General features: G+C 61.4%; 9 protein-coding genes. 6 read left to right on the top strand and 3 right to left on the bottom strand.

From position 1 onward, the window contains the following. The 3 genes from NOV72_RS12310 to uvrA all read right to left on the bottom strand — a co-directional run. On the bottom strand, positions 1-290 hold a 290-nt coding region (locus tag NOV72_RS12310; protein WP_181291013.1), incomplete at its 3' end, for a transposase domain-containing protein. A gap of 119 nt (positions 291-409) precedes the next feature. After that, positions 410-1,501, bottom strand: a complete 1,092-nt coding sequence (locus tag NOV72_RS12305) for an AI-2E family transporter (RefSeq protein WP_106854846.1) — start codon at positions 1,499-1,501, stop codon at positions 410-412. A gap of 95 nt (positions 1,502-1,596) precedes the next feature. After that, positions 1,597-4,470, bottom strand: a complete 2,874-nt coding sequence (gene uvrA, locus NOV72_RS12300) for an excinuclease ABC subunit UvrA (RefSeq protein ID WP_106854845.1) — start codon at positions 4,468-4,470, stop codon at positions 1,597-1,599. 345 nt (positions 4,471-4,815) lie between these two features. On the opposite strand from uvrA, the gene NOV72_RS12295 reads away from it, so the two are divergent. From NOV72_RS12295 to NOV72_RS12270, 6 genes are all read left to right on the top strand, one after another. Continuing rightward, positions 4,816-6,018, top strand: coding sequence for an MFS transporter (locus NOV72_RS12295; RefSeq protein WP_106854844.1), 1,203 nt, complete (start codon positions 4,816-4,818; stop codon positions 6,016-6,018). A gap of 117 nt (positions 6,019-6,135) precedes the next feature. Further along, a complete protein-coding gene (locus NOV72_RS12290) occupies positions 6,136-6,666 on the top strand; it encodes a single-stranded DNA-binding protein (protein ID WP_106854843.1) in 531 nt (176 codons plus the stop codon). 415 nt (positions 6,667-7,081) lie between these two features. Next, positions 7,082-7,729 carry a response regulator gene (locus NOV72_RS12285; RefSeq protein WP_281261808.1) on the top strand — a complete coding sequence of 216 codons (648 nt, stop codon included), beginning with the start codon at positions 7,082-7,084 and terminating at the stop codon, positions 7,727-7,729. A gap of 36 nt (positions 7,730-7,765) precedes the next feature. Further along, on the top strand, positions 7,766-8,533 hold the full coding sequence (locus tag NOV72_RS12280; RefSeq protein ID WP_245932995.1) for a response regulator: 768 nt from the start codon (positions 7,766-7,768) through the stop codon (positions 8,531-8,533). 112 nt (positions 8,534-8,645) lie between these two features. Next, on the top strand, positions 8,646-9,296 hold the full coding sequence (locus NOV72_RS12275) for a response regulator (RefSeq protein ID WP_106854842.1): 651 nt from the start codon (positions 8,646-8,648) through the stop codon (positions 9,294-9,296). A 547-nt stretch (positions 9,297-9,843) separates the two neighbouring features. After that, complete coding sequence (locus NOV72_RS12270; RefSeq protein WP_245932994.1) at positions 9,844-12,789, top strand: ATP-binding protein; 2,946 nt, start codon at positions 9,844-9,846, stop codon at positions 12,787-12,789. Positions 12,790-12,814 lie beyond the last annotated feature (25 nt).

The following is a 12,814-nucleotide window of genomic DNA, read 5'->3' as shown; positions in this document are numbered from 1 at the left end:
CGTTGGCGCGCCTGCGCCGCAGCGCTCTTGCTGACAAACGGGGTGGCCTCGTTGGGCAAGGCCAAATCGAGGCTATCGAGGACCTCGCTGATCGACCAGTGACGGTACATCGCCAGCGCAATGACCAGCCACACCACCTGTTCGGCCGGAAGGCGACGGCGCCGGATGCTCGCCGTGCCGGTCGCCTGGACTGCGCGTTCGATCCACTCGAAGGGCAGATGCTCGGCCAACCGTCGCAGATCGGCCGGCTCTTGTGCTTCGATCAGATAAGTGAGGTGGTCGGCAAGCATCGCACCAGAAAGTTAACAGCCCGGCGCTCCGTTTACAACCACTTCTCGCCCCCACAAACAAAAATGCCGTTCAGCGCTAACTGAACGGCATTAGCCGCTTCAGGCGGGTTTTTTTATGCTCAGACGAGCCGCAGATAAATCAATTCACGCTTGATATACCCGTAGAAAATCGGCGCGGCGATCACGCCCGGAATGCCGAACGCGGCTTCCATGGCGAGCATCGCGAGCAGCAGTTCCCAGGCGCGCGCCTCGATCTGGCCGCCGATGATGCGCGCGTTCAGGAAGTATTCGAGCTTGTGGATGACGATCAGAAACGCGAGCGACGCGACCGCCGTGCCGAACGACACCGACAGCGAAATTCCGACGATGATCGTGTTGGAAATCAGATTGCCGATCACCGGCAGCAGCCCGACGATGAACGTCACCAGCACGAGCGTCTTGGAAAGCGGCAGCCTTTCGTGAAAGATCGGCAGCGCGACGAGCAGATACAGCGCCGTGAAAACCGCGTTGATCGCCGAAATCTTGATCTGGGCGAACACGATGCGGCGGAATGCATCCGCGAAGCGCGACACGCGCGCGACGAGCGCCGTGGAAAGCGGCAACCGATGATGCGACTGCCGCGGCGCGCTGACCGCGATGATCGCGCCGATGATCATGCCGATCACGATATGCCCGAAGCCGCGCGCCATCTCCTTGCCGCCTCGCTGGAGCATTTCGGCGTGCTTGTGCATTAGTTCGGTCGCTTTGTCTTTCATCTGCACCGCGTCGACGGGCAGATAATTCGCGATCCAGTCCGGCACGGACAGCCGGGCGCTGGACGTGATGCTCATGAGTTGATCGAGCAGTTTTTGCAGGCTCGGGAAGTCGCGCTCGAAATGTTCGATGGTGGCGATGGTCGCGCCCGTCAGCCCGCCGACGATGATCGCCGAAATCAGCCCGACCGCGATGAGCCGCGCGCCCCGGCTGACGACGTGACGCTCGATCACCGGCGCGATCATGTGCGTGAGCTGATACACCAGCATGCCGGCGAGCAGCCCGCCGAGCAGTTGCAGTCTGAGCGTGAGGTACAGCGTTACCAAAGCGAGGACGTAGCTGCCGATTTCCACCGCCGACAGCTTCGGCAAGCTCATGTCGCTCGTCAGCCTGACGTGGCGCGTAGGCAGGTCTCGTACACGCGCTTCCTCGTTGGCCGCTTCGTTGCGCTTCGCCATGACTGCGTTCCTTTCCCCTGCTGCATACGACGGTTATTCGTGCCGCTACGCGCGGCGCATTTCCACTGTCCGGCTGCGGCGCCCGGCTCCGTCAATCAGGCCGCCGACTTGGCTCGTTGCAACAAGGGTGCCAGATATCTGCCGGTAAAACTCGCTTTCGATTTCGCGACCTGCTCCGGCGTCCCCTGGGCGATGATCTGCCCGCCGCCCGCGCCGCCTTCCGGACCGAGGTCGATCACCCAGTCGGCGGTTTTGATCACGTCGAGATTATGCTCGATGATTACGACAGTATTACCCTGATCTCTCAGCCGATGGATCACTTCGAGCAGCAAGGCGATATCGTGGAAGTGCAATCCGGTCGTCGGCTCGTCGAGGATATAGAGGGTCCGACCGGTATCGCGTTTGCTCAGTTCCAGCGAAAGCTTGACGCGCTGGGCTTCTCCGCCCGATAACGTGGTCGCGGACTGACCGAGCCGGATATAGCCGAGACCGACGTCGAGCAACGTTCTCAGCTTGCGCGCGACCACCGGCACCGCCTTGAAGAATTCGTGCGCCGCCTCGACCGTCAGGTCCAGCACTTCGCTGATGTTCTTGCCCTTGTACTGGACTTCGAGCGTCTCGCGGTTGTAGCGCTTGCCGTGGCACACGTCGCAGGGCACGTAGACGTCCGGCAGAAAGTGCATTTCCACCTTCAGCACGCCGTCGCCCTGACAGGATTCGCAGCGTCCGCCCTTTACATTGAACGAGAAGCGGCCGGGATCGTAGCCGCGCTCCTTGGCCGCCGGCACGCCCGCGAAAAGTTCGCGGATCGGCGTGAAGAGGCCGGTGTAGGTGGCGGGATTCGAGCGCGGCGTGCGGCCGATCGGCGATTGATCGACGGCGATCACCTTGTCGAAATGCTCGAGCCCTTCGATCGACTCGTACGGCGCGGGCTCCGTCGCCGAGCCGTACAGATGCTGCGCGACCGCGTGCTGCAGCGTGTCGTTGATGAGCGTGGATTTGCCCGAGCCGGAGACGCCCGTCACGCAGGTCAAAAGTCCGACAGGCAGGTCCAGCGTCACGCGCTTCAGATTGTTGCCGTGCGCCTCGACGATACGCAGCATCCGCTCGTCCGGCGCGGTGCGCTCGGCGGGATAGCTGATCGTGCGCTTGCCGGACAGATATTGGCCGGTGATCGAATTCGCGTCTTTCTGCACCTGAACCGGCGTGCCCTGCGCGACGATCACGCCGCCATGCTCGCCCGCGCCCGGCCCCATGTCGACGACGTAATCCGCCATGCGGATCATGTCTTCGTCGTGCTCCACCACGATCACCGAATTGCCGATGTCGCGCAGATGCTTGAGCGTGTTGATGAGCCGGTCGTTGTCGCGCTGATGCAGGCCGATGGACGGCTCGTCGAGCACGTACATCACGCCGGTGAGCCCCGAGCCGATCTGCGACGCGAGCCGGATGCGCTGCGCCTCGCCGCCGGAGAGCGTTTCGGCGCTGCGTTCCAGCGACAGATAATCCAGCCCGACATTGTTCAGAAACGAAAGTCTCGCGACGATTTCCTTGACGACCTTGTCGGCGATTTCGCCTTTTGCGCCTTCGAGACGCAGCGTCTGGAAATAGCCGAGCGCATCGCGCAGCGGCCAGCCGCTGATTTCGTAGATGCCGCGCGCCTGATCGTCGGCGCCGACTTTCACGAAGCGCGCCTCGCGCCGCAGACGCGTGCCTTCGCACGCCGGGCACGGCTGATTGTTCTGGTATTTCGCGAGTTCCTCGCGCACGGCGGCCGAATCCGTCTCGCGATAACGCCGCTCCAGATTCGGGATGATGCCTTCGAACGCATGCTCGCGAACCGACGCGCGCCCGCGCTCGTTGATGTACGAAAAGGGAATTGCCTGCTTGCCCGAGCCGTACAGCAGGATCTTGCGCACTTTCTCGGGCAGGTCTTCGAACGGCGCGTCGATCTCGAATTCATAGAACGCCGCGAGACTTTGCAGCATCTGGAAATAGAACTGATTGCGCCGGTCCCAGCCCTTCACCGCGCCCGCCGCGAGCGACAGCGACGGATGCGCGACCACCCGCTTCGGATCGAAAAACGTGATCTGCCCGAGTCCGTCGCACTCGGGGCAGGCGCCCATGGGATTGTTGAACGAGAAAAGACGCGGTTCGAGTTCCGGCAGCGAGTACGAGCAGATCGGGCACGCGAACTTCGAGCTGAAGAGCTTTTCCTTGTCCGTGTCCATTTCGAGCGCGATCGCGCGGCCGTCGGCCAGGCGCAACGCGGTTTCGAACGATTCCGCGAGCCGCTGCTTCATGTCCGGCCGCACTTTTAGACGGTCGATCACGACGTCGATCGTGTGTTTGTCGTTCTTCTTGAGCTTCGGCAGCGAATCGACTTCGTAGATTTTCGCGACGCCCTCGTTCGCCGTGCCGCCGCCCGAGCGGATGCGAAAGCGGATGAAACCCTGCGCCTGCATTTCCTCGAACAATTCGACGTGCTCGCCCTTGCGATCCGCGACCACCGGCGCGAGGATCATCAGCTTGGTTTCTTCGGGCAGCGCGAGCGCGGCATCGACCATTTGCGAGACACTCTGCGCCTCGAGCGGAATCAGGTGATCCGGGCAATACGGCGTCCCGACGCGCGCGTACAAAAGGCGCAGATAGTCGTGGATTTCCGTGACGGTGCCGACCGTCGAGCGCGGATTGTGCGAGGTGGCTTTCTGCTCGATCGAAATGGCCGGCGACAAACCTTCGATCAGATCGACGTCCGGCTTTTCCATCAATTGCAAAAATTGCCGGGCATAGGCCGAAAGGCTTTCCACGTAGCGACGCTGGCCTTCCGCATAAAGGGTGTCGAACGCGAGCGACGACTTTCCCGACCCGGACAGTCCCGTGATCACGATCAGCTTGTGGCGCGGCAAGTCGAGATTGACGTTCTTCAGATTGTGGGTGCGAGCCCCACGAATGCGAATTTCTTCCACGAGTTCGTTCCGGCGTTTTTTCGGATGCTTTCGGATGTTTTCAGCGGCGCTTTCTTCTGTCCGGACGGGTCATGCAGCCATTGCCGGGCGGAAAGAGAGGGAGCCAAACCTGCTACTATAACGACTTTTAAAGGTCGCAGCTCCCGAGCCCAAGGGCCGGATGCACTTCGATCGGCCGGCGCGGGGACTTGCCGGCCATGTGCGGGGCGAGCGCTGGCGCAAACCGCCGCCGAATGTCCGGGCAGTGCGTTCCATATAGTGCCGTTTCGAGCAAGAACAAGGCGACCGCGCCTGGCTGCGCCGCAGGCCAGGCCAGACGCGACCCTCATCCTTTTCCCGTTTCTGATGTCCAATCCGTCTGCCACGTCTACACGTCTCTCCGCGCCGGAGCTGCGCGCGACCGTGTCGCTCGCCGCCATTTTCGCGCTGCGGATGCTCGGTCTTTTCATGATCATGCCGGTGTTTTCCGTCTACGCGAAAACCATCCCCGGCGGCGACAACGTGCTGCTCGTCGGCATCGCGCTCGGCGCCTACGGCGTCACGCAGTCGATGCTTTACATCTTCTACGGCTGGATTTCCGACAAGCTCGGGCGCAAGCCGGTCATTGCGTTCGGCTTGCTGGTGTTCGCGCTGGGAAGCTTCGTCGCGGCGATCGGACACTCGATGGCGTGGATCATCGCCGGGCGCGTGATTCAGGGCATGGGCGCGGTGTCGTCGGCGGTGATCGCGTTCATCGCCGATCTGACGCACGAGGAAAACCGCACCAAGGCGATGGCGATGGTCGGCGGCAGCATCGGCGTGTCGTTCGCGGTGGCGATCGTCGGCGCGCCGATCGTGTTCCACTGGGTCGGCATGAGCGGACTGTTTACGGTGATCGGCGTGCTGTCGATCCTCGCGGTCGGCGTGGTGTTCTGGATCGTGCCCGATCCGCCGGCGCATCCGGTGCATGTCAAGGCGCCGTTCGCGGAAGTGCTGCACAACGTCGAGTTGCTGCGCCTGAACTTCGGCGTGCTCGTGCTGCACGCGACCCAGACGGCGCTCTTTCTCGTCGTGCCGCGCATTCTGGAGGACGGCGGGTTGCCGGTCGCGTCGCACTGGAAGATTTACCTGCCGGTGATGGCGCTCGCCTTCGTGATGATGGTTCCGGCGATCATCGCCGCCGAGAAACGTGGAAGAATGAAGAGCGTCATGCTGAGCGCGATCGGGCTTATCCTGATCGGCCAGTTGTTATTGGGCGCCGCTCCCCATACGCTGTGGTCCGTGGCCGCCATTCTGTTCGTGTACTTTCTCGGCTTCAACGTGCTGGAGGCGTCGCAGCCGTCTCTGGTGTCGAAGCTCGCACCGGGCACGAGGAAGGGCGCGGCGGCCGGCGTGTACAACACGACGCAGTCGATCGGCCTAGCACTTGGCGGGGTGATCGGCGGCTGGCTGCTGAAGGTGGACGGGCCGAGCGCGGTCTTTTTCACCTGTTCGGGGCTCGTGCTCGCGTGGCTGCTCGTTGCGGCTTGGATGAAACCGCCGCCGCGCAGAACCGAGCGCGCAGCCTGAAGATATTTGAATCATCGAATCAAGCCGGCATGGTGCGGGCGAATTCACGTCTGAAGACGGGATCGGTCTGATTGCACCATTCGGCTGACAGTTAGCAAGGAATCTACCGGAGAAATCATGGCATCAGTCAACAAGGTCATTCTCGTGGGCAATCTGGGCGCCGACCCGGAAACCCGCTACCTCCCGAGCGGCGACGCCGTGGCCAACATCCGTCTCGCGACGACGGACCGCTACAAGGACAAGGCCTCCGGCGAATTCAAGGAACTCACGGAGTGGCATCGCGTGGCGTTCTTCGGGCGGCTCGCGGAGATCGTGAACGAGTATCTGAAGAAGGGCTCGTCGGTGTATATCGAAGGGCGTATCCGCACGCGCAAATGGACCGACCAAGCCGGCCAGGAACGCTATTCGACGGAAATCGTCGCGGATCAAATGCAAATGCTCGGCGGCCGCGGCGGCGCGGTTGGCGGCGGCGATGACGCCGGCTACAGCCGCGGCGCGCCGATGGAACGTTCCGGCGGCGCCGCTCGCGCGCCTGCGGGCGGACGCGCGGGCGGCGGTGGAGCGGGCGGCGCTGGCGGCGGTTCGGGCCGCCCGAGCGCACCGGCGGGCGGCGGCTTCGACGACATGGACGACGACATTCCGTTCTGACGAACCGCAACGACGCGCGTCCAAAAGTGGGCCTCCGGCTGATATGGCCCGAGGCCCATTTTTTGTCCCGGCAAGGCGATTTCTGAATTGTGGCGCGCGCTCACCCTTTTCTCGGCGCGGCATATTAATCTCTCGGGATTGCGCGGACGACGGGTGCGCTTCGATTCGGAACCCAAAGCTCAAGGCTAATCGGACTTCTCCTATAGTCTGCGTTTTATTCGCAATCTATTTTGAAGTAGTTATTCAAGAGAACAAAAAGCCATAGTTATTTGCTTGCTGCCATCGATTTGTTCATTGGTTTTCACTAAACACAAATCCGGACAATACGTGCCTATGCCTGCCAACGCGGATTAATCCGTCGAACGGGGTCGAGTCAAGCAAATTCATCAAGACCAACAATCTGAACGGGGGCCTCTTGAAGCTTCGAATAGTATTGGCTGACGATCATCCATTCGTACTCCTTGGAATGAAAGCGCTCTTTGCCGCAGACCATGGAATGGACGTCGTCGGCGAGGCAAATAATGCGAGCACTCTGATGGCCCAGCTCGCGGACACACCATGCGACGTCCTGGTCACGGACTTTGCCATGCCCGAGCCGGGTACGGATGCGAACGACGGCCTGCGTCTCATTCGCAAGGTACGGCAGGATTTCGCGAATATCAGCATCGTCGTGCTCACGAGCGTAAGCAACGTCGCGATTCTGCGCTCCATCTTGAACGCCGGCGCGACGAGCCTTGTCAGCAAGGCCGAACCGATCGAACTGGTGGGGACGGCCGTGCGGCATGCGAGTGTCGGGCGTCGCTTTGTGAGTGCGTCGTTTGTCGCAGCGCTCGCAGAGGCAGGCACGGAGACGGACTTTTCCTCCGAGGAGCCACGCCTTTCCCCGCGAGAGATCGAAGTGGTCCGTTTGTTTGCCAAAGGGCATTCGATCACGGAGATCGCGAAAGAGCTCGAGCGCGATGTTCGCACCATCAGTCGCCAGAAACGCGATGCGATGAATAAGCTCGGTGTCAGAAACGACCCTGGCTTGTTCGCATTCGTTCGCGCACGCGGATTGGGATGACCATTTTGTGTTTGATTTTCATTTCGGATGCGTCTGATGTATCTAAATGTTTCGGTATCCGATGCTTCTGGTTCATTTCTGGATTCGGTATCGGGTCCGCTGTACGAGAAGGGGTTTGAGTCCATGGAGTTCGGGAACGGGAGCCAAGTGTTCTCGCACGCTAAACGGATAAGGCTGGCGATCGCGGATGACCATCCTCTCGTCATTCTTGCACTCGAGCGTTTTGCCGGGAATTTTCCCAGTGTGGAAGTCGTAAGTCGGAACGCGAACTCGACACAACTCGACGAGTCGCTCGCTCGCGGCGAATGCGACGTGGCAGTTATCGACTTCTTCATGCCGGGCGGGCGCTATGGCGACGGCATCGCGTTGATCCAGCACATCGCGAATCGGTATCCCGAGGTTCGCATCGTCGTCCTGTCACGCATCGACGACGCCATGCTCGTCAAACACGCGCTGGAAGCCGGAGCCGATGCATTTCTGAGCAAAGAGGATCGGCTCGACCTGATCTACGTGGCCATCGTTTCGGTCATCGCCAACGAGACTTATCTCGGACCAGGAATTCGCCGAACGCTGGCGCTCGCAGACGCGGAAAGCCACGCGCGCTTTATTCGTCAGAGACTCACGGGTCGCGAACTGGAAGTGATCGAACGTTACGCGCGAGGTGCGAACGTCACCGAGATCGCAAAGGAACTCGACCGTAGCGTGAAGACAATCAGCGCGCAAAAGTGTGCGGCTATGCGCAAGCTCGATTTATCGACAGACGCTGATTTGTATCGGTTTATCGCGGATAGCGGCTTGATCTAAAAGGGGTTTCATAGCGCGGACGACGCGTAATCATCAAAGGCCGGCAAGGAGACAGCGCTCAGTCGATCGACGACTTTCGCGCGCCGGATAATTTCACCAAAGCGCATAAACAATGAGAACAAAAACGCTAAAAAGAGCGATTGTTGCGGACGATCATCCGGTCGTCATCAAAGGAGTTCAGAGCTTCCTGGAGCGAGACGGCGCTATTCGAGTAGTCGCCACTGCGCTGAACACGCTGGAACTTGCCGAAGCGGTCGATACCACTCCGTGCGACTTCATTTTCGCGGATATCGGCATGCGCGGAATAGACGGCGAAAGCAGTTCGATCGGCTATCTGCGTCGCTTGTCGTGGCAGGAAGACAGGCCAAAGATCATTGTCCTTACGATGATCTCGCAGACGCGAATGCTGGCGGGCCTCGTTCAGCTCGGCGTGAACGGCGTGATCGACAAGCGCGATGGACTCGAATACCTGCGCGACGCAATTGCCGTGGCCGAGGCGGGCGGCTGCTTCCTTTCGCCGTGCGTGGAGGCGGCGGTGAGAGATCTGCCGGCAACGTCGCCCGCGCGCGCGGGCGTGTTGAGCCGACGTGAATGGGAAGTGTTCCAGCTTTACGCCCGCGGCCTTCTCGTTCATGAAATCGCGGATCACTTCGGGCGAAGCCGCAAGACAATCGCGACGCAAAAGCGCAGCGGCATGCGCAAGCTGGGGCTCGAAAGCGAAGAGGAACTGGTTGCGTATCTACAGCAGGTCGGTTTGATCTGATCTGAACGCCGTGCCCAATTTCTCAGCAAATTGGGACGGTTCTGATTCGATTCCAATGCGACGCGGGTCAGACTGAACCCATCTTCATCTGATAGGCAAGCGCGAAGCGCGAGGGAACTCATCCGTCAAAAGCGGCGAACCGGCTCTTCGCGAGCTTGCCTTGTCGGCCGGACAACTTTCGTTGTCAGCGTCGGCCGTATCCGAGGGGTTCGAATTGAAATTTCTGCTCGTCCGTTGCTTCCTTCTTCTCAGCCTGATCGCGCCATTATCGAGCCAGGCGGCCGAGCCGCATGGTCAAGGCAGCACTCCGCAGCCAACCGCTGACGTCCACGCCGAAACGGAGCGTGCTACCGCCGCGCTCAAACTCAGTGAATCCGAGCGCAGTGATTTGCGCACGTCGAAGCCGATCTTTGTCGGGTTGGTCGAAGCGTCGGACGTTTCTGCCCGCGAGTCGCTTCAGCGGCCAGAAGCCGCGCTGGAAGCAATCGAGAAGCCGCTCGGCGTCTCCTTTAAACCAAAGCGCTTCGACGATTGGGCAAGTGCAGCGTTGGCATTTCAGCGTGGCGAGATCGATATGATCGTCGCGGCGATTCCATCGGGGCGGCCGAAGTCCGCAGCGTCGCAACCGACTGCGTCGCAATCGGATGCATCCGCGTTCTGGAACATGACGGCGCTGCGTTTGCTGCCGGCTCTGATCGGCATTGCGGCAGTGTTGTTCGTCACGCTGCGCGCCTTCATTCGACTGCAACAGGAGATGGACCGTCGCAAGGAAACGGAGCACCGTCTCGGTACGCAACTCAGTTTTCAGCAGACCATGATGGAGGTGGTTCCGTATCCGCTCGTCGCGAAGGACATGGATAACCGCTACATCACGGTGAATCGCGCCTTCGAAGAGGCGCTTGGGGTGCGGCGCGAAGACATCATCGGCCGCACGAGTCTCGAAGTGGCGACGTGGGGCGACGCGCACAGCCGCGTGCTCCACGACCTGACCAGCAAGACGCTGGCTACCGGCCAGCGACAGGAAGTCGAAGCGGAATTTCTCGACGATCAGAACCATCCACATTGCGGTCTTTTCTGGACCGGCGCGTTCACGGCCTTGAACGGCGAGCCAGCGGGCGTCGTCGGCACGATGATCGATATCACCGATATCCGCGAGGCCGAAACGCGCGCGCGTCAGACCGAGCGGCGACTTCACGACGTGACGCGATCGCTGCCCGCAGTCGTGTTCCAGTTGCGTCGCGCAAGCGACGGCACGTACAGCCTTCCTTATATCGATGGCGATACCCGCCAATTGCTCGCTCTGGACGTCGTCGCCTTGGCCGATGATCCGATTCACGCGTTGACGCGTATCCACTTGGAGGACAGCGCGCGCCTGCTCGAAGAAATCGAAACCTCGGCGCGCACGCTTGATCCGCTGCACACCGAATTCCGCTCAACGGTGGAAGGCATCACGCGCTGGATTCGCGCCGACCTCGTCGCGCATCGTGAAGACGACGGGGCCGTGGTCTGGAGCGGCTATTGGGCCGATGCCAGCGTGGAGCATGCCCGCGCCGACGAACTCGCCCGCGCGCGGGATATCGCCGAGGCAGCATCGCGCGCGAAAGACGACTTCCTGGCCATGATGAGCCACGAAATCCGCACGCCGATGAACGGCGTTCTGGGGCTCATCGAAGTGCTCGAGAACACGCCGTTGAACCCTGATCAGTCGCAGATGCTCGGCATGATTCAGGACTCCGCCAGTGCGCTCCTGCAGATCCTGGACGATCTCCTCGACTATTCGAAGATCGAGGCGAACCGGTTGACGATCGAGTCGACGCCGATCGATTTGCGCGAACTCGTGGACAGTGCAGTCGGCCTGCTCGCCGGCAGGGCGCATGAGAAGGGTCTGCGCGTACGTGTCGACGTGGCGCCGGAGGTGGCGGCGACGGTGCGGGGCGACAGCGTGCGCCTGCGGCAGGTTCTCTTCAACCTGATGAGTAACGCGATCAAGTTCACGATCAAGGGCGACGTCGCGCTGCACGTGCGCGCGGTCGAGCAGCGCGAATCGGAACAGGTCATCGAGCTGTGCGTGAAGGACACCGGCATCGGGATTGCCCCGGAGGCTCTGCAGAGCCTGTTCGAGCCGTTCGTGCAAGCGGAGACTTCGACGACGCGCCGCTTCGGCGGCACAGGGCTCGGGCTAACGATCTGCAATCGTCTCATCGAGCTAATGGGCGGCGCAATGAGTGTCGAAAGCGCGGTCGGCGTCGGAACAGCGATGACCGTTCGTCTCACGATGCCCGTCGAAAGCTTGCAATATCAGATCGACGGATTGCGCGACAAGCGAGGCATCGTTGCGATCGAGGACGACCGCGTGGCGGTTGCGCTCATGCATTACGGCCAGGCGCTCGGTCTTGACTTGCAGCGTTTGACACCCGATGAACTCGCGCGATCGGAGCCGGAGTCGCTGAAAGATATCGAACTCGTCTTTTTGAGCGATACCCACACGCTTGCGTCGCCGCTCGGCTCGCGCGTGATTCACGCGACGGAAAAGCCGAAGCCGACCGGCTACCGAATCCTTGAAGACGACATTCGCGTGAGTGCCAATCCGATTTCATGGCATGGGCTCGGCGCCGCTTGTGTGGCCGCGTTGACGGGCATGCCGCGGATCGCATCCGGCGTGACGCTTGGCCATGATGCGAAGATGGCGGCGCCGGACCGGGGCGACGCACTGCACAGCGGCAAGCTCGTGCTCGTGGCCGAGGATCATCCGGTGAATCAGGAACTGATCCGTCATCAGCTTTCGCTGCTCGGATTCGCCTGCGACGTCGTGCACGATGGCGCGGAGGCGCTCGCCGCGCTGGCGCACACGCGCTATGGCTTCCTCATCACGGATTGCCACATGCCGAACATGACGGGCTACGAACTCGCACGCCGCATCCGGGCCAGCGAAGCCGGCACGTTGCGTCGCCTGCCGATTCTCGGCATCACGGCTAGCACCGCGGCCGACGAGTTGCAGAAGTGCCGCGATGCGGGCATGGACGACCGTCTCGTGAAACCGACCCGGCTCGTCACGTTGCGCAAACATCTGCACCGCTGGTGGGTGACGGAGGGCGCTGTGCCCGAGCCCGACGCGCAATCACCGCAAGTTGCCGACGCGCCGCCGCCCGATGATGACGATCTCGATCTAATCGCGATGGCTCAACTGTGGGGTAGCGAAGCGACCGTCAAGGCGTTGCTGGATGCGTTCGTCTCGTCGTTCCGCGAAGATCTCGTGGCGCTCCGGACCTTGCTCGATCGCGGTACGGTAGATGACTTGCGGGACTGGCATCACCGCGTTTTTGGGGCGGTCAGCGTTTTGCAGTATCGGCCGCTGATTCGTGCGCTGGAGGAGTTTCGTCGCGATCTGCACGTAAAAAACCGCGAAACACGCCGTCGCGAAGGACTTGCGCTGATCGCGCGATGCGAACAACTCGTCGAGCGCATTCACGCGCAAGGTGCCAGCATTCTTTGATGACGCAACGCGGCGCAATGCCGCT

The organism is Caballeronia novacaledonica, assembly GCF_900258035.1.
Classification (GTDB): domain Bacteria; phylum Pseudomonadota; class Gammaproteobacteria; order Burkholderiales; family Burkholderiaceae; genus Caballeronia; species Caballeronia novacaledonica.
Note: the sequence above shows the minus strand (reverse complement) of the source record. Positions and strands in the feature narration are given on the sequence as shown.

Excerpts from the sequence above, each read along its gene's own strand:
- NOV72_RS12305 (WP_106854846.1), bottom strand. The coding sequence starts at position 1,501 with ATGGCGAAGCGCAACGAAGCGGCCAACGAGGAAGCGCGTGTACGAGAC.
- NOV72_RS12295 (WP_106854844.1), top strand. The coding sequence starts at position 4,816 with ATGTCCAATCCGTCTGCCACGTCTACACGTCTCTCCGCGCCGGAGCTG.
- NOV72_RS12275 (WP_106854842.1), top strand. The coding sequence starts at position 8,646 with ATGAGAACAAAAACGCTAAAAAGAGCGATTGTTGCGGACGATCATCCG.
- NOV72_RS12280 (WP_245932995.1), top strand. The coding sequence starts at position 7,766 with ATGTATCTAAATGTTTCGGTATCCGATGCTTCTGGTTCATTTCTGGAT.
- NOV72_RS12290 (WP_106854843.1), top strand. The coding sequence starts at position 6,136 with ATGGCATCAGTCAACAAGGTCATTCTCGTGGGCAATCTGGGCGCCGAC.